Consider the following 18,868-nt stretch of genomic DNA (forward strand, 5'->3'; position numbering starts at 1 on the left):
CCAACCGGCCATGTCAGCTGAAAACTTCAGAACATAGATAGGCTGCAGCATTTTTTTAAGTCCATGAACGAGTGCAGGCAAACCAAAGCGGACCATAAGAGGATGAATCCTCTCCGTCGAGCCAACTTACACAAAATTGGGGGGAATCATGCCACCTTTTGATCGTCAATTCAGAAAGGCTGCACCGCACGTTATCAACTTCATATTGGGAAACAGCGTGCTGAGAAGGCGTGCAGTCAACTATGCGCGAAAGTATATTTATGCGAAGATAGTTGAAGAAGACGATTCGTACACGAGTAACATCAGATACGAGAGGTATTCCATATTGTTTAATTTGGTTCGCTCGCTCGAAAAGGCATTAACCAACCGGAACATCTCTGCATCAGTGAGGAAAAAGCTCGTCGATGTTTTTGTCGGTAGAGTCTTTCTTGAAAACAAAAATTCCCGCGAAGAGAAAAGTAAAAGAGACTTTTTGAAAGAATTTGGCTATGAGCCACCCGGATGGATAACCATCAGCCCCGGTAAGAAATGCAACTTGACATGTACAGGATGCTACGCTGCCAGCGCGGGACAGTCCGCTGAAAAGCTCGACTATGAAACGGTCAGCAGAATAGTGAACGAGAAGACGGAGCTGTGGACCTCGTTCTTCACCGCCATATCCGGAGGCGAGCCGCTGCTCTGGAAGTCGGACGGCAAAGGCATCCTCGACTTATGTCGTGATCATCCTGACAATTATTTCATGATGTACACGAACGGTACGCTGATCGACAAAGACATGGCAAAAAACATGGCTGACGTCGGCAACCTTACTCCAGCAATTTCCGTGGAGGGATTTGAAGCCGAAACGGACGAAAGACGTGGTAAGGGCGTCTACCTCAAAATCCTCCAGGCGATGGCCAATCTGAGAGAGGTAGGCGTACCTTTCGGCATCTCGGTCACTGCCACGAGAGACAATGCCGAGAAAATATTGGCGGATGAATTTGTGGATTTTTATTTTGACGACCAGGGTGCCATATATGGTTGGATTTTCCAGTATATGCCTATCGGTCGGCATCAGAATCTCGATTTAATGGTGACTCCTGGCCAGAGGAAGTGGATGTTTGAAAGAGAAAAACATTTCATCCACGAGAAGCATGTGTTTTTCCCTGACTTCTGGAACGGCGGCGTGTACTCTGAAGGATGTATGGCAGCAGGCCGCGCGCGCGGCTATGTTTATGTCGATTGGAACGGAAATGTGCCGCCCTGCGTGTTTTTCCCGTATGCGGTGAATAATATAAAGGAAATCTATGCGCGGGGAGGGAATGTGAATGACGCGCTGAAGTCCGACTTGATGGTCAGAATAAGAGCCTGGCAGCGCGAGTATGGTTTGGCGAAGCGTGGCAAAGAAGTCGGTAATTTCATTATGCCTTGCATTATCAGGGACCATTATGAGTTTACCCACAACCTCCTCGAAGAGACCAAACCGTCGGCTGTGGATCCCAACGCCGCGATAGCTCTGGAAGATCCAGCTTACTATGAAGGATTGGTAAAGTACGACCGAGATTTTTGCGAACTAGTTGATGACATTTGGCAGAAAGAATTCATTGGTGACAACCATTGTGGTAATAGAGGGCTCGAGCGGGATGGTGGAAGCCGCAAGGTCGAGAGCAAAAGAAATGGACCTTGAGAGGTTGCGACCGATTTTATCCTGCTGCAGAACAATTGCCTGGGCAAACGCAACTCCAGGACTTTGCCAATGAAAGGACGAATTTGCCATGAACGTCTTGTTGGTTTCTCCTTACAGGGGCGCGATGTTGGAATTAGCCGGCGTGAAAATGCAGCCTCTCGGAATCTCCTACGTCGGCGCAGCTCTGAAGGGAGCTGGCCACGATGTGAAGATCGTACTCTTGGAGGACCCAACGACACTTCCGGATTTTGCAGGCGCTGATGTAGTCGGCATTTCCTGTAATACCGTGCAATTTAACTCGGCATTGACGGTTGCTGAAGTGGCGAAGGGACTGGGGAAGACGGTTGTGATGGGCGGGCCGCATCCCACAGGCAGTCCGGAAGAAGCATTGAATAGCGGATTTGTGGACTACGTAGTCCGGGGGGAGGGCGAATGGACCTCGGTGGAACTTTTGGAAGGTTTGAATTCAAATGGACATTTCGACGCAGGCAGGATCCTGGGATTATCCTGGATCGACGAAGGCTCCCATAGAGTGCTTCATAACCCGGACCGCCCGTTTATTCAGAACCTTGACGATATCCCGTTTCCGCTCCGTGACGTCAATTGGCAGCGCAGCAATAAGAGCAAAACTAATTCAAACGGGGTAACGGAATATCCGCTTATCACCTCGCGGGGCTGCCCATACAACTGCAAGTTTTGCGATGTTGGCAATTTAGCCGGCAGGCATTTTCGTACCCGGTCCGTGGAAAATGTCGTAAAGGAAATAGAAGAAGTGGTTACATGTGGTAATGCTGAAAACATTCTTATAGCCGACGACATAGTCAACTATGATAACAGCAGGCTCGTTGAGTTGTTTGGTGCCCTTATCGAACATGGGCTGCCGGTGGTTCACTGGGTTATGGGCAGAGGCGACCACCTTATCGAGCATCCGGAAACTGCGGAGATAATGGCTAAGGGAGGAGTGCGCCAGATGTTCTTGGGAATAGAAAGCCCGACAGAGCGGGTTCTCAAGGCATACAAAAAGGGTGGCAAGGCATCTTCTGATGTCTCAGTGAAGGCCGTCGAATTGCTTAGACGCAACGATATCGAGACCTGGGGTGCTTTTTTGTTGGGCGAACCTTCGGAGACAATACAGGATATCGAAAGGACGATTCAGTTTGCAAAATTTCTTAATCCCGGTGTCGCCGAATTTTCAATTTTAACTCCGTATCCCGGCACGGGGCTATGGAATGAGGTCGAGGCGAAAATCACCGATAGAAACTGGGACCATTATGATGCGATGCATTCGGTCTTTCAAACTGCGCACATTCCTTCCAAGGAACTCGAAAAGATGCTTGTGAAAGCCTATATGGGTTTCTACAGGCAGCCCAAGAGGATTCTCGGAGAGCTTTTCAGGAAGGGTCATTATGGAAAGGCGGACTTAAAGACAATTTTCAAAATCCTGAAAGCATTAAGAACCGTTTTTCAACACGGTGAGAATCCCAATCAACAAGGGCTGTGACGAAAAGATGCACTTTCACGCCAGAAGAGCCACCAAACCCGGCGAGATAACTTCTTATTAATCACCGGATTAGGGGATGACGGAGAAGGATTGGCTGGGAGACAGGGATTCGAACCCCGATTAAGTGGTCCAGAGCCACCCGTCCTACCGTTGAACGATCTCCCAATAGGCACTAATGCTAAGAAAACGGCGCCGGAATTGCAAGCGCTGAGTGACGAAAAAGGGAACATTCCTCTTGCGCGATGGCGCACCCAAGCGCCTGAAAATGGAGGCTTTCAAAGGCGGCCACGGCTGGGGCGAGTTTCACGAATGGCTGCTTTCCGTTTTTCAGGCGCTGTTTTCGGAGCAGGCAGACTCGGCGCAAGGGTCGCCGGCAGTTTCCGGTGCGCACATAGTCCTAACGCTGCGCGCCCGCGGTCTGCTGCGCTTGCCGGATGCGGGCCCAGGTGTCCTTCAACGTTACCGTGCGATTGAATACCAAAGGTCCGGAACTGGAATCGGGATCAACGCAAAAGTAACCCATCCGTTCAAACTGGAACCTGGCTCCAGGTTGAGCACCGGCGAGGGACGGTTCGGCTTGGCACCCCGCGAGCACTTCCAACGAGTCGGGATTGAGGTGGGATTTCCAGTCGCGTCCGTCCTGTTCGTCAGTGGGGTCCTCCACCGAAAACAGCCGCTCGTAGAGGCGCGCCTCGACCCCGATGGCGTGGGGCGCTGAAACCCAGTGTATTGCAGCCTTGGCCTTTGGGAGACCCTCGGCATTCGGATTCAGGGATTCCGGGTGATAGGTACAGTGGACCTCCGCGACCTCGCCCTTGCCGTCCCTCACCACGGCTGTGCAGGTGACCAGATAAGAATAGCGCAAGCGCACCGTGCGTCCCGGAGCCAGGCGGTGATATTTCGGAGGCGGATTCTCGCTGAAGTCCTCCCGCTCGATATACAGTACCCTGGAAAACGGCACCCTGCGCTTCCCCGCGGCCGGATCCTCGGGATTGTTGACCGCTTCCATTTCCTCGGCTCTGCCCTCCGGGTAGTTGTCGATGACCAGGCTGAGCGGTCGCAGGACGCACATGGCCCGGGGGACACGCCGATTGAGGTCCTCGCGCACAGCATGTTCCAGCAGGGCGACATCGATCACGTTCTCTTTTTTTGCTACTCCTACCCGATCGCAAAAGTCGCGAATGGATTCGGGCGTGTATCCGCGGCGCCGCATTCCCCCGATGGTCGGCATGCGCGGATCGTCCCAGCCTTTGACATAGCCCTCCTCAACCAGTTCAAGCAGCTTGCGCTTGCTCATGACTGTGTAGTTGAGGTTGAGGCGCGCGAACTCGATCTGTTGCGGATGGCAGGGCACCTCCAGATTATCGAGGAACCAGTCGTAGAGCGGGCGATGGTCCTCGAACTCCAGCGTGCAGATCGAATGTGTGATTCCTTCGATGGCGTCCGATAAGCCGTGGGCAAAGTCGTACATCGGGTAAATGCACCATTCGTCGCCCGTCCGGTGATGGGCCGCGTGACGGATGCGATAGATGATGGGATCACGCATGTTGAGGTTCGGGGAAGCCATGTCAATTTTGGCGCGCAGCACGTGCGCCCCATCCGGAAATTCTCCGGCCCGCATGCGCTCGAAAAGGTCGAAGTTCTCCTCGATCGAGCGGTCGCGATAGGGACTGTCCTTGCCTGGTTCGGTCAGGGTGCCGCGATGCTCGCGGATTTCGTCCGCGCTGAGACTGTCCACATACGCTTTGCCCTTTTTGATGAGTTCGACCGCGTACCGGCAGAGCTGCTCGAAATAGTCGGAGGCGTAGAAGCGGCGGCCACCCCAGTCAAAACCAAGCCAGTGAACGTCTGCCTGGATGGCATCGACGTACTCCACCTCTTCCTTGGTGGGATTGGTGTCGTCGTACCGAAGATTGCAGGTGCCCCCGTACCGGGCGGCAATGCCGAAGTTCAGGCAGATGGATTTGGCATGGCCGATGTGCAGGTAGCCGTTCGGCTCCGGAGGGAATCGTGTGGCGACGCGGCCATTGTTCTTGCCGGCCTTCAGGTCCGCTTCGATGATAATCCGGATAAAGTCCAAAGATTTTTCGTTCGGCTTGCCGTCATTCTCTTCGATATTCCTCGTTTCCATGGGATGGGATGATAGCATATGCGGCTCGTGCCCGCGACCCGGCAGAAACCCGGGGATACCCGGAACAGTTCCCCATGCGCCGTGGCGCACCCTGCGATGCATGAAAAGCTCATGTTATCCGGTTGGTGAACATCGGTATCGCAATCGCTATGGAGGTCGCTATCGGCTTTTGCCGGCTAAGAGTTCCGATTGCGATGGTGATAGCGATTGCGATACCGATTCGTCTATTTTCGGAGCAGAAGGAACGAGCTCATGTGTGGGGTTGGGCGAATTTCGTGGTTTTGGATTTTTCTGCTTGCGCCCCGGGCACTCCCAAGATAGAAATAGCTCACGCTGACTTTCATTCTCATAAACCCGCAAACCCGGCCAAGGAGTACTTAGAAGATGAATCATAGAAGATTTCTTGTGATCGGCTCGATTTTTATAGGTCTTCAATTGTCGTGGGCGCAGTCCTCCCAGGAGTCCGGGCAGGGACAGACGGCGCCGCTGCCGGGCCAGCTGGGCGCGGGCGCGCGCCAGGCGCAACCGCGCGGGAGAAGCATCACGCTCGGAGACGTCACGAACTTTGAAGCCAAGGACAACTTTTTCAATATCGCCGCCGGTTCGGACCAGGTCCGGGTAATCTTCTACCGCGACGACATTTTCAGGATCCGGGTGGGGCCGGACGGCACTTTTACCGAAGCGCAGCCGGCGCCGGAAGATGCGCAGATCGTCGTTTATAAAGGACCCGCGGTGCCGGTGCCGTGGAGGGATGCCGGCGAGTACTACAGGCTGGAGAGCAGGCAGTGCGTGCTGCGTGTTTATAAGAGGCCTTTGAAGTTCGCCCTCTTCGACCAAGACAATTCAACCGTCATCTGGCAGGAGACCCGCCCGCTGACCTATGGGCCTTCGACCGTCCAAACCCTGAGGCGCGGAGAAAGCGAGAACTTCTATGGCGGCGGCATGCAGAACGGTTACTTTTCCCACCGGGACACGTCCGTCAACATCCGGCTCAATACCCGCGGCTGGGGCGACGGCACGACCCCGAACCCGGCGCCTTTTTACATGAGCACGGCGGGCTACGGCGCTTTCCGCAACACCATGACGCCGGGCAGATATGATTTTCTCTCGCCCCTGAGCCTGTCACACGATGAGCCGCGGTTCGATTGCTACTATTTCTATGGACCGTCGCTCAAGAAAATTCTCGACGGTTACACGCTCATCACCGGCCGCCCGTTTTTCCCACCGCGCTGGGGGCTCGAGTTCGGTGACGCCGACTGTTACAACAAAAAGGGGAAGACGCCGGATGTCATCTCGAAGGTCGCGGACGTCTATCGCGCAAACGACATGCCGGGAGGCTGGATCCTGCCCAACGACGGTTACGGCTGCGGCTACGTCGAGCTCGACACCACGATCCAGGAGCTCCACAAGCGCGGGTTCTACACCGGGCTCTGGACTGAAAAGGGGCTTGATCGCGTCGCCAATGAAGTAGGCGCGCTCGGCTCGCGGGTCATGAAGCTCGACGTGGCGTGGGTCGGGCGTGGGTACCAGTTCGCCCTCAACGGCATGCGCGATGCTTATGAAGGCATCGAAAAGAACGCCGATGCACGCGGCTTCGTTTGGACAACCTGTGCCTGGTCAGGCGCTCAGCGCTATGCCACGATCTGGTCGGGCGACCAATCCGGCAACTGGGAATACATCCGCTTCCACATCCCTACCGTGCTCGGCGCGGGCCTGTCGGGATTCAACGCGGCGACGGGCGACGTGGACGGGATCTTCGGCGGCAGCGCGCAGACCCAGGTCCGTGACCTGCAGTGGAAGTGCTTTACCCCGGTCCTGATGATCATCAGCGGCTGGTCGAAGCAAACCAACCTCATGAAACAGCCCTGGATCTTCGGTGAGCCCTACACAACCGCCAACCGCAAATACCTGAAACTCAAGATGCGGCTCACGCCCTACATCTATACTTACACCCGCGAAGCCCATGATACCGGAGTGCCGGCCGTGCGTGCGATGGTCCTCGAGTTCCCTGACGATCCGGTGACCTGGTCAAAGCGGACACAATATCAGCTCATGAGCGGCGAATGGCTCCTGGTCGCGCCCGTCTATGAAGACACCATCGTCCGGAACGACATCTATCTGCCCGCGGGGAAATGGATTGATTATTGGGACGGCACCGAATTCAACGGTCCGGTCGTTCTGAACGGTTATGCCGCGCCTCTCGATAAGCTGCCGCTGTTTGTCAAGGCCGGGGCGATCATCCCCATGTATCCGGAGATGCTCCACGACCGCGAAAAAGCCAAAGATCCGGTGACGGTTGACGTCTATCCGTCCGGAAAGTCGAGTTTCAATCTCTACGAGGATGACGGCGCGACGCAGCAATATCGCAACGGAGCGTTTGCCCGAACGCTGATCGAGGTGGAGGCACCGAAATTTCTCGATGCCGCCGGCGCACAGGTCGCCGTCAAAGTGGGAGCTGCCAAGGGCCAATACAAGGACATGCCGGTGAGCCGCTCCTATGTTGTCGACGTCCACGTCCCGACAAAACCTGCGGGCGTGAAGCTCGGAGACAGGTCCCTCCCGGGTTTTGAAACCAATGCGGCGGACAGGGCATCCCGTGACAAGGTCAGAGCAGAATTTAACGCCGCCCCCGAAGGCTGGTTCTTCGACGCCGGAGACCGCCGCGGCGTGCTGCATATCAAAGTAAAGCCGCAACCCCTGACCGCCGGCTTTACGGTACGGGTCACGATGCCGTAACAAACTCGGGGACAGTCACGAATGGCGCTGTCCCCGAATCAGTCTAGCGGCGGCGGCCAAATCCCCGGCCGATAAACACCCTGGGGGCCACGAAGAAGCGCGGCCCAAAACCGTAACCATAGAACCCATAAAATCCGGGATACCCATAAGGCGGATAGTAGCCGTACCAGTCATAGGGCCCGTAATAGTAGGGCGGGGGAGATGAATAGACACGGGCAGCAGGGTAGCGCTCCGAGGTTTGCGGCCTGCCGTGATCCGGATAGTCCTGGGGTGTTACCGGCCGGAACGCCTGCTGGCTCTGCTGGGTATCGATGGCGAGCTGCTCCTCCAGGCGGAAGGTCAACACGGTCTCTGGTGGGAGTTCGGTAGCATGCCCGCGTGTGGTCAGGACACCGGCTATCCCGGCGGCAGCACCTGCGGCTGCTCCGATCGCGGCTCCCTCTCCCCCTCCGGCTGCGGCACCAATGGCGGCACCGATACCGGTTGTGGCCGCGATGGCTCCCGCATCCTGTCCGCGCGACGGGCCGGCTGAACTCTGTATCAATTGGGTTCGGATGGGCAACTGCTGACCATCCACCAGGACCAGTTCGTCCAACTCCACTGCCAGCTGGGAAACACCGGACACCCGGCCGGCCTTCTGGGCCGCGGCAACCCGGCCGATCACGGTCTGTCCTCGCCTTGACACCACCCAACCCTGGGCAACGAGCGGCTGCTCCAGCACGGCAGTGAAGCCATCACCCGGCTGGTTTCGATCGCTCGACAATAACTGTGTGGTTCGCACGGTAATCAGGGTCCCCACCGGCAAGGTCAACGTGGGAGAAACCTGCTGGCTTGAAGGGGGTGTATTCTCTCCGGCCCCCTGCTGAACGGTAGCGGCGGGCTCGCCCGGCTGTCTCTGCGCCGCCGACAATGGCAAGGCAACGAGGCATGCCGCTAAGGCCAACCCGCAGAATAAGATTTGGCGTTTCATATTCATTTTCCTTCTATTTACGAGCAGCCTCAACAGTTCCTGAGGCAGCTTCTTCGGGCTCCGAATAATATGATCCACCGTGGAGGCAAAAGGTTCAATGCATCGAGCACCGACACAATCCCCTCCAATTCCAAGGGATTACAGAAAACCAGCCGGCAGGCGGAAGCGCCAAACTGAGGCGGTGAGGATGCCGTGCTTTCAGCTTAGCGCCGAGGCGGTCGGCAATCCCACGTGCCGGCACGACCTGCAAGGAATTATTTCTTTGAGCTATTAGCGGTCTTTGTGTTTTGATTTGTCCATGAAGAGCGACGGGAAGCGGCGCTGCGCCTGGCTGGGCGATGATGAGCTCATGTTGGAGTATCACGATCGCGAGTGGGGTGTGCCGCTGCACGACGACCGGCAGTTGTTCGAATTCCTGATTCTGGAAGGAATGCAGGCCGGGTTGAGCTGGAGGACGATCCTGCACAAACGGGAGAACTTCCGCAAAACCTTCCAAAGATTCGATCCGGTAAAGGTCGCTTGCTATGGCGATCGCGAGGTCGCACGGCTGCTGGCGGATCCTGGCGTCATCCGCAACCGGCTGAAGATTCTGGCTGCCATCCACAACGCGAGACGGTTCCTGGAAGTGCAGGGAGAATTCAAAACCTTCGATCGCTATATCTGGGGATTTGTCGGCGGCCGGCCGATTCACAACCGATTCCAGAAGCTCTCGGAATTGCCGGCATGGACGGACCTATCCGATGTCATCAGCGCCGACATGAAGAAACGCGGCTTCAAGTTTGTCGGCTCGACGATTATTTACGCGCACATGCAGGCTACCGGCATGGTGAATGACCACATCGTCGGGTGCTTCCGTCATGATGAGCTGTGTCATCTCAATGACGAGTAGAGAATCAGACACTCTCGATTTTCATCAAGGCAGCGGTGACGCAGAACCCGAGATGCGGAAGCACTCTTGTCAGTCAGGGGGTACTACCTAGGTCGAGAAAGCTGTGGAACCGGCGTATTTCCGATCTTGTGTATTATCTGGTTTTCTCGGCGAGAAGTTTGATGAAGATGCCTCCGACGACGGAGCGCGCCTGAAATCCCTGTTTCTTGCCGTCCGAGGTTGCATACCAATCGGTCAGAGGAACCCGATCGGGAGACTCGATCACCCAGCGGTAGATGGGACCGACAAGGGCAGCGAAGTCCATCGGGTTGTCCGCGAGCGTAGCGGTCCAGAGTTCCCAATCCAGCTTGGTGTAATCCTTGCGCAGGTCGAGCGGCAAACCGAACTTGTTCAGTCTGGTCTTGTAATAGGAAATCTCCCGGCGGGCGACCTCAGCCGGAAACAGATTCAGCCCTAACAGCCGGTCCCATACCAGATTGTATTTCTGGCTCCAGGTGTCGGCCCTGTCGAACGTGAGCCGGTAGTGATCTCCGTCGCTTGCCATCTGCTGCCACCTGGCAGCCATGTCCTCAGCGGTCTTGCGAAACGCGACCGCCTCATCCTTGCGCCCGGCCATATCGCAAAGCGTGGCGTAACCTCCGAGGGCAAGAATGGCCTTCAACGATAGATTGGTGTTGTGGGCAAGATGTCCTGCAAAATCGTCGGTGCAGAGCTGATTTTCCGGGTCGAGGCCTTTCTCGCGCAGATAGGTGGCCCACTTGGCAAGCACGGGCCAATACTTGATCGCGAAGTTCGCATTGCCATCTTTTTTCGCAAGGGCAGTGATCATCAAGAGCATGTTGCCGCTCTCTTCGACCGGCATTTGATTGTCCTCGCTCTGCTCCCGTCCCCCGTACACCTGGCCATTGGCGAGTGGGTAAGTGCCGAGGTCATGGGGCGCGAAGGGGAAGCGCCAGCGAGGAAGGCTCGCGTACTCGAGGATCGGTATGAGCTGCCCCTTCAACAACTGTGGGTTAAACACAAGGAAGAACGGCGAGGATGGATAGGTGACATCCACGGTATCGATGCAGCCGTTGCTGAAATTCTCCTTGGAAAAAAGCAGCGGCGTGCCGTCGATATCGGCGACCAGCTTGTGGGCGGCTACGGTTTGCCGGTAGGCCAGGGATGCGATGCGGGCGTACTCCTCGCCTCCTGCCTGGCGCAGATCGGCGGCAAGCTGCGCGTCGAGTTTCCGGCAGCGTTCCGTCAAGCCGGCATAGTCCTGGTGCGCCGCTTGCAGCAAGGCCGCCGCGTCCATCCCGTTCCTGCGCCAGTAGGGGCGGAGCCTGCGGTTGAAATACTCGATGGAGTAGAGATCGTCATAGGCCACCATCAGGTGGCGTGATACCGGGTTCGCTCCGACTTCTCCCAGATTGAAGGTAAATGCCAGCACCGGCGTCCGGTCACCGGCGGCCCGGGGCATGTCGAGGTCGTCGGAGCCGGGAAGGGAACTGCTCTTCATAAACTCGGTGCGTGCGGCGCGGTCGCTCGTGATCGCCGAACTGCTGACCTCCTGCCGCGCACCCGCCACATAGAGGTAGCCCCAGTCGATGCGGAGATTGTCGCCGGATTTGGCGAGCACCGGTTGTTCGCGGGACCCCGCTCGAAGCACGTCGAGATCGCCCACCTTGGCACGCGACCAGACCACCTGCTGGTCGGGCATGTTGACGGCGAGCTGAACCGCGCAGTGGAAATACAGCGACACTTTGTGATTGCGGCTGTCGGTTGAGCGCACATTCCAGATCAGGTAAGTGACCGGGCGTGAAAGAATCTCCAGGTCATCGGGAAGTGCCGGCGTCATGAACGTCAGGGTGATGTGGACCCCTTCGGCGTCGAACTGGTAAATCGTGCGTGTCGGCAGCACCTCCATCTCCGTCTGCTTCATCACCGGATTACCACGGCCTGCGGCGCCCATGATCTGAAACGGCCTGCCGTCGATGCTGACCATGCCCGACATCGACTGCGCGGTTCCCGTCCAGTGTGTGGTTGGGCCTTCGGTCAACAGGTTGTAAGGGGACCATATGCTGAAATACGGGTCGTGAGCGACCAGCGGAACCGCGGGCGGCCGGAAGGGCGCCGATGTCTGGACCTGAGCGCTACCAATGCAGGCGAAGATAAAGAGGATACAAGTGAGAAACGATTCCTTCATTTTGGCGCCTCTTTGAACAATGCGAACCGCACAAGCCAGGTCACGGGATAACCGCGACCTGAATTCCTCAACGCAGGGCTCGTTGACAAATCGCCTCCCGGAACCACGAAACTCACGAAACCGTTTCGTGTGTTTCGTACAACTTAGCTACAGATTCTTGCCATTCAGGCAAGAGAAGCAAAAAAAGATCAACGCAAAGGTCGCGGAGAAAAGTCATGCACACGCGAAAATACTCTGCGCCCCCCTGGGTTGAGGCTTTAGGCTGCGGATATTCCGCACCGTGCATTTCGGGGTTGCCGGGGGAGAGGCGGCGCGCGGCCGCTACTTCTGCGGCGCCATCAGCAGTTCCGGATGCATGACGAGGTTCTCGATGAAGAACTCCATCATGTGCTGGGTGTTCACGCCGCTGTGACCTTGGTCCGGACCCACTTGCACTTCGAAGCTCTTTCCGGCCTGCTGCAGGGCGCGGATGAGCTGCATCGAGTTAGTCGGGTGCACGTTGTTGTCTGCCGTTCCGTAATAGAGCAGCAGCCGTCCCCGCAGGTCCTTCGCGAAATTCATGGCGTTGCCCGCCTCGTAGCCCTGCTTGTTCTCCTGCGGGATCCACATGTACCGCTCGGTATAGATCGAGTCATAGTTGTACCATGACGTGGGTGGCGATGAAGCCGAGGCGGCCGTGAAAACGTCCGGGTGCCGCAGGATCTCCAAGGCCGCGGTGTAGCCGCCATAGGACGTGCCGTAGATGCCGACGCGCGTCTTATCGAAGTACGGCCGGCTCCAGAGCGCCTTAATGCCCTCGGCCATGTCGTCCATCTCGGTGACGCCCAGTTTCAGGTAGATGGAATCCAGCGTCCGTTTGCCCATCCCCGGCGCGGCGCGCGACGACAGGTTGACAATCAGGAATCCATACTCCGCCGTCGCGTTCGGCCTGACGAAGTTTTCGCTCGGTACATTGCTGCCCGAGTCCGGGCCGCCGTACACCGGCACGAGCGTCGGATATTTCTTGCCCGGATCGAAGTTGGACGGGAACGAGATCATCCCGTACAGCGTCGTCTTGCCGTCGGCCGCGTTGTAGGTGAACATCTCCGCCTTCTTGAGGCCCAGCTGGTCGAACTTGGACAGGTCGGGCTTGGCCACCTGCGCCAGAATCTTCCCGCCGGCGTCGAGCAGCTGCGTCGCCGGGGGCTGATCGTGGGTCTGGTAGACGTCGACGACAAAATTGTTGTCCGCGGAGATGCCGCAGCCGCCGCCTCCTCCTCCGGGCCCGCCCGGTGCGCCGCCGCCGCGGCCTCGTCCTGCGCCCTGGTTGCAGTTGCCGATGCTGTGGTTAAACTGGGGATCTGTCAACCGGACGTCGCCCCTGCCGTCGAGGCCGACGCGGTGGAGCTGCATCTTCATAGGGTTGTCGCCGTCGCGCGCCAGGTAGAACATGACGTTGGCCGCCTCGTCGACCTTGACGATATTGCCGGCCTCGAAACCGGTGTGGTTAGTCAGAGTCGCCAGCAGTTTGCCGCTGAGATCGTACAGGTAATAGTTGCGCCAGCCGTAGCGTTCCGAAGCCCAGATGAAGCGGCGGTTATCCTTTAAGTACTGCATGGTCGGTGTGTTCTCGGTCCATCCCGTCGGCCACTCCTCGCGCACGATCACCCGGCAGGAGCCGGTGGACGGATTGCAGGCGATGAACTCCATGATCTGCTGCCGCCGGTTGGTGCGGTTCATGAACAGCTCGGTGCCGTCGGGAGACCAACGCACGTTATATGCGTAGTGGCCGATCGAGTCATCCGTGAAAGGCCTGCCGTTGCGGACGTCGATTTTGGTGACCTGGCCGGCCGCGGTATCGTAGACCAGGATGTCGGCAATCGGATTGGGTGCGCCCGGTTTCGGATAGGCCTCGACGTCCATCGTGTCCTGCACGGCCGTCTGGTTCATCTGCAGGTAGAAGTCCTTCACCTGGCTTTCATCGAACCGATAGAATCCCACCTTCTTGCTGTCGGGAGCCCACCAGATGGCCGTCGTCTGTCCCAACTCCTCGCCGTATACCCAGCTTCCGGTGCCGTACTTGATGCGTTCCTTTTCGCTGCCATCGGTGGTCACTGCCTTCTCCCCGGTGCCGTCGAAATTGGCGACCCACATGTTGCGGTTGCGGTAGAATGCCTTTAGCTTGCCGTCCGGCGAGACCACGCAGAAAGCCTGGCGACCGCGCGCCGCCGCCATCGAGGGACATCCCTCGACTGGAGTCAATGGCATCTCCGACTGCGCCTGCTGCATGCCGCCGCCGCGTGCCGGCGGTGTCTGGCCTTGGGTTTGCTGACCCTGCCCTGCCGGCGGCGCGCCCCTTCCGCCCCGCCCGGCTCCGCCGCCTGCCGCCGGCGCCGGAGCATCTCCCGTTTCCGTAGCCTTCATGGTTGCGAGATCAAACTGGTATGCCTTGCCGGCGTGCGTGTAGGTGAACGCTTTGCCGTCGTTCGTCCAGGTCACACTAACGTCACCCGACACGATGGCTGCGCCGATAAGGGGCTGCATTTTGGTGTACTGGTCGTACCCGGGCATGCCGCGAAGTCGATCCTGCGCCAGGCCGAAGGTGACGGCGGCGAGTAGGGCGATGGCGATGAGGATGCCTGCGATGCGGGCGCTGGGTCTACGATCTTTCATTACGGTCTCCTCTCAGGGCAGTTAAGATCGGGTAGTATATCATCGATAGGCAAACGCCCGGCCCACATTCCCTGAATCTCAGTCGATCCTGTATTCGCTGCCGGGTTTGACCAGGGCGGCCCTGCGGCCGGCGGCCTCGACCTTGCGTACAAACTCCTGCGGGTCGGCCTTGATTACATCGAAGGTGCCGTAGTGCATCGGTATGTTAATCCTGGCCTTGAGAAAGGCGGTGGCGCGCACGGCGTCGTCAATGCCCATCGTAAAGTTGTCGCCGATGGGCAGAAGAGCGGCGTCGAGCGGACCCCACGCATCCCCGATCAGCTGCATGTCCAGGAAGAGCCCCGTGTCTCCCGCGTGATAGACCTTCTTCCCCCCCATGGTCAGCACCACGCCGGCCGGGTTGCCGAGCGCTTCGCCGTTGGGACCGGTAGAGCCGTGGTGCGCGATCGTCAGTTTGACATGCCCGAACGGGAACTGGTGGCCGCCTCCGATATGAAGTGGGTGTCCCTGGCAGCCCAGGTTTCCGAGGTAGTTGACAATCTCGTAATTCGACACGATCAGCGCTCCGCTGCACTTGGTGATCGCCACAGCGTCCCCGATGTGATCCCCGTGACCGTGAGTCACGATGATGGCGTCCAGTTTTGTGAAGGCATCGGCCTTTACGTCGGCAAGCGGATTGCCGCTCAAGAACGGGTCGATCAGCACGCGATGGCTCCCATCGTCGAACTCCCAGCAATCATGCCCGTGATAGCGCAACGTCAACATATTCGATTCCTCCTTGGGCCGATTATAGTCCAGGAGCCGGCCGGGGAAACTGCCAAATCAAACCCTCCATTCGACCAGATTCTACAGGAAACGGCTCCGCGCATCAGTACAGGTCGGCGTGTCGGACTGGGCGCGTGTTTCCCGGAACTGAACCAGCAAATGCAATCCGACCGGGCGCTCGGGGAGAGCCGGCATGATGCCGCCCGGGCGCGGCGTTCAAAGCGGCATCGTGCCGTCGCCCTCTAAGTCTCCCGTTTTCGCTTGCCTTTCCGATGCGCTCCGAGATAAATAGTTGCTCACACTACCGACGGGCCGTGGCGGTGCGTTTCCTCATCTGACGCACTGCAGGCGAATCATTGTCATCCAGGTTCCGGGAAGGAGACACAGTTATCATGAGCACGAGAAGGAATGGACTGGCGCTGGTCTTGATACTGGCTTTGTCACTGGCGGCTACGAGCAGCCTCTTCGCCCAGGCCGCGATTTCGCCGCCCAAATTCGGCCAATACACCGCCGGCGATGATTATTTTCTAGGAAACTATACCCAGCTTGTCGAGTACTGGGGCAAGCTCGCGAAGGAATCCGACCGGATGAAAGTGGTCGAGATCGGCAAGACTTCCGAGGGCAGGACCATGATCATGGCGATCATTACCTCGCCGGCAAACCTTAAAAAGCTCGACCGCTACAAGGATATCTCCCAGCGGCTGGCGCGGGCCGAAGGACTGACCGACGATGAAGCCCGGAAGTTGGCTGCCGAGGGCAAGTCCGTAGTCTGGATCGACGGCGGTCTTCATGCGACCGAGTGCGTCCCCGCGCAGCATCTGTTCGTGTTTGCCTACCAGATGGTCAGCCAGTCGGATCCGGAGACCATGCGGATCCTGAACGACGACATCCTGTTGCTTGTACCGGTCAATCCGGATGGCATGGAACTTGTCTCGAACTGGTACATGCGGGAAGCGGATCCGAAGCGGCGCTCCACGGGTGGGCTCCCCGTCCTCTACAGCAAGTATGCCGGCCACGACGACAACCGCGACTCGTTCATGGTGAATCTCTCGGAGACCGAGGCCATCTCGCGCCAGATGTACATCGAGTGGATTCCGCAGATAATGTACAACCAGCACCAGAGCGGCCCGGCCGGATCGGTCTTGTTTTGCGCTCCGTTCCGTGATCCCTTCAACTACAACCACGATCCATTGGTCCCGATCGGCATCGACCTCGTGGGCGCCGCGATGCACAACCGATTCATCGCCGAAGGGAAGCCCGGCGCCGTGATGCGCAAGGCTGCTTCCTACTCGACCTGGTTCAACGGCGGCGTGCGCACAGCCACCGGATTCCACAACCAGATCGGCATTCTGACGGAGATCATCGGCAACCCGACGCCCTCGAACATTCCCTTCGTGCCCTCGCGCTTCGTTCCCGACGGCAACCAACCTTTCCCGATCATGCCTCAGGAGTGGCACCAGCGCCAGTCGATTGACTACCTGCTCACCGCAGACCGCGCGATCCTTGACATCGCCTCGAAGCTGCGCGAGGACTTCCTCTACCGGATTTACGTCATGGGGAGGAACTCGATCCAGCGCGGCAGCCAGGATTCCTGGACAATCACCCCGAAGCGCCTGACTGCGCTCCAGGAGGCGGTTGCCAGGGATCAAGGGGCGCAGCAGGGCGCGCAGCCGGCGGCGGGAGGCAGAGGCGGCCGGGGCGCAGGCCCGGGCGGAGCAGCAGGCGGGGGAGGCGCGGCCCCGAGCTTCGGCCGGGGCGGCACCGACATCAAGTACCTGAACGCGGTATTGCATGATCCGGCCCGGAGAGATCCCAGGGGCTACATCGTGCCCTCCGACCAGCCCGATTTCCTGACCGCGACGAAGTTCATGAACATCCTCATCAAAACAGGGGTCGTGATCCACCGGGCGACGAGTTCGTTTCAGGTTGCCGGGAAAACCTACCCGGCGGGTTCCTATGTCATCAAGACCGCCCAGGCTTTCCGCCCGCACCTGCTCGACATGTTCGAACCCCAGGATCATCCCGACGATATTCCCTATCCCGGCGGGCCGCCCACGCGGCCTTACGATATCACCGGCTGGACTCTCGCCTTCCAGATGGGAGTGCAATTTGACCGCATTCTCGAAGGCTTTGACGGGCCCTTTGAGAAAATCCCGGCCTTGATCAAGGCCCCTGCCTTCAAATTGACGGCGGGAGGAACTGCAGCAGGCTACCTGTTGAGCCACCAGGTTAACGACGCGTTCGTGGGCACGACCCGTCTGCTGAAGACCGGGGAAGAGGTGTATTGGCTGAAATCGCCCTTCTCTGCAAACGGCAAGACATATCCAGTCGGCACTATCTATATTCCGGCCAGGACCACGACGCGCGCCGCTATAGAGAAGCTGGCCGCCGACATCGGCCTGGGCTTCGAGGCAACTTCGACCGCGCCCGCTGCGGACGCGCTGAAGTTGAAGCCGCTGCGCGTCGGCTTGTATGACACCTACGGCGGGTCGATGCCTTCCGGCTGGATCCGGTACATGTTCGAGCAGGGATTTCCTGATACTCCTTACGAGCTGGTTTTCGCCCCGGCCCTCGATGCCGGAAATCTCATCAGCAAGTACGATGTCATCATCCTGCCCGATGGGGCAGGGATGAGTGGGGGCGGAGGCCGGGGAGGCGGAGGCGGTGGCGGAGGCCGCGGCGGCGCTGCCAATGTCCCGCCTGAATACCAAAATCGCATCGGCTCGATGACCGTCGCCACTACGTTGCCGCAGTTGCGGAAGTTCGTGGAAGACGGAGGGACGCTGGTTGCCATCGGCTCTGCGAGCAATATCGGACATCAGCTAAACCTGCCGGTCTCGGACGCGCTCGCGGAGAAACTCCCGAACGGCACGGAGCAAGGGCTCCCGGCGGCGAAGTACTTCGTGCCCGGATCCGTCCTCCAGGTCAGCGTCGACAACACTAATCCCATCGCCTACGGCTTGTCCGAGAAGGTGGATGTCTTCTTTGACAACAGCCCCGTGTTCCGTCTCGATCCCGACGCAGTGCTGAAAGGCGTCCGCCCGCTGGCTTGGTTCTCCAGCGCGACGCCTCTGAGGAGCGGCTGGGCCTGGGGGCAGTTCTACCTCGAAGGCGGCGTTGCTGCGCTCGAAGCGCCCATGGGCAAGGGCAGGGTTGTGTTGATTGGGCCCGAGATCACGTTCCGCGCGCAGCCGCACGGCGCTTTCAAGTTCCTCTTCAACAGCATGTACCTCGCAGGCGCGACACCGGTGAAGCTGGGAGCCGCCGCAGCGGGCCGATAACGGATTCCAGAATCTCAACGCAGAGGTCGCAGAGAGAAGTGCATTCCCGGCGAACTCTGCGTTGATGTTTTTATGAAGATGTTATTCCT

10 protein-coding genes and 1 tRNA gene are annotated in these 18,868 nt (G+C 58.4%); 5 read left to right on the top strand and 6 right to left on the bottom strand.

Annotation, left to right across the window (positions count from 1 at the left end; translation table 11 throughout):
• The first annotated feature begins 148 nt into the window (after positions 1–148).
• Both LAP85_12360 and LAP85_12365 read left to right on the top strand, forming a co-directional pair.
• A complete protein-coding gene (locus LAP85_12360) occupies positions 149–1,666 on the top strand; it encodes a radical SAM protein (protein ID MBZ5497189.1) in 1,518 nt (505 codons plus the stop codon).
• Between the two features lie 88 nt (positions 1,667–1,754).
• On the top strand, positions 1,755–3,167 hold the full coding sequence (locus LAP85_12365) for a B12-binding domain-containing radical SAM protein (protein MBZ5497190.1): 1,413 nt from the start codon (positions 1,755–1,757) through the stop codon (positions 3,165–3,167).
• A 91-nt stretch (positions 3,168–3,258) separates the two neighbouring features.
• On the opposite strand, the gene LAP85_12370 is transcribed toward LAP85_12365, so the two are convergent.
• Together LAP85_12370 and LAP85_12375 are read right to left on the bottom strand one after the other, a co-directional pair.
• A tRNA-Gln gene (locus LAP85_12370) sits at positions 3,259–3,332 on the bottom strand.
• Positions 3,333–3,564: 232 nt separating this feature from the next.
• Positions 3,565–5,298, bottom strand: a complete 1,734-nt coding sequence (locus tag LAP85_12375; GenBank protein ID MBZ5497191.1) for a glutamine--tRNA ligase/YqeY domain fusion protein — start codon at positions 5,296–5,298, stop codon at positions 3,565–3,567.
• A 384-nt stretch (positions 5,299–5,682) separates the two neighbouring features.
• On the opposite strand from LAP85_12375, the gene LAP85_12380 reads away from it, so the two are divergent.
• On the top strand, positions 5,683–8,034 hold the full coding sequence (locus tag LAP85_12380) for a DUF5110 domain-containing protein (protein ID MBZ5497192.1): 2,352 nt from the start codon (positions 5,683–5,685) through the stop codon (positions 8,032–8,034).
• A 43-nt stretch (positions 8,035–8,077) separates the two neighbouring features.
• On the opposite strand, the gene LAP85_12385 is transcribed toward LAP85_12380, so the two are convergent.
• Entirely contained in the window at positions 8,078–9,004 is a 927-nt protein-coding gene (locus LAP85_12385; protein ID MBZ5497193.1) for a hypothetical protein, read from the bottom strand.
• Positions 9,005–9,302: 298 nt separating this feature from the next.
• On the opposite strand from LAP85_12385, the gene LAP85_12390 reads away from it, so the two are divergent.
• Entirely contained in the window at positions 9,303–9,893 is a 591-nt protein-coding gene (locus LAP85_12390; protein MBZ5497194.1) for a DNA-3-methyladenine glycosylase I, read from the top strand.
• 133 nt (positions 9,894–10,026) lie between these two features.
• On the opposite strand, the gene LAP85_12395 is transcribed toward LAP85_12390, so the two are convergent.
• From LAP85_12395 to LAP85_12405, 3 genes are all read right to left on the bottom strand, one after another.
• Positions 10,027–12,081 carry a DUF4965 domain-containing protein gene (locus tag LAP85_12395; protein ID MBZ5497195.1) on the bottom strand — a complete coding sequence of 685 codons (2,055 nt, stop codon included), beginning with the start codon at positions 12,079–12,081 and terminating at the stop codon, positions 10,027–10,029.
• Between the two features lie 321 nt (positions 12,082–12,402).
• The gene (locus tag LAP85_12400; GenBank protein ID MBZ5497196.1) at positions 12,403–14,733 is read right to left on the bottom strand and encodes a S9 family peptidase; all 2,331 of its coding nucleotides are present in this window, start codon (positions 14,731–14,733) and stop codon (positions 12,403–12,405) included.
• 78 nt (positions 14,734–14,811) lie between these two features.
• Complete coding sequence (locus LAP85_12405; protein MBZ5497197.1) at positions 14,812–15,498, bottom strand: metal-dependent hydrolase; 687 nt, start codon at positions 15,496–15,498, stop codon at positions 14,812–14,814.
• Positions 15,499–15,890: 392 nt separating this feature from the next.
• Between LAP85_12405 and LAP85_12410 the strand changes: the two genes are divergently transcribed.
• On the top strand, positions 15,891–18,779 hold the full coding sequence (locus LAP85_12410) for a peptidase (GenBank protein MBZ5497198.1): 2,889 nt from the start codon (positions 15,891–15,893) through the stop codon (positions 18,777–18,779).
• Positions 18,780–18,868 lie beyond the last annotated feature (89 nt).

The organism is Terriglobia bacterium, from assembly GCA_020072565.1.
Lineage (GTDB): Bacteria > Acidobacteriota > UBA6911 > UBA6911 > UBA6911 > JAFNAG01.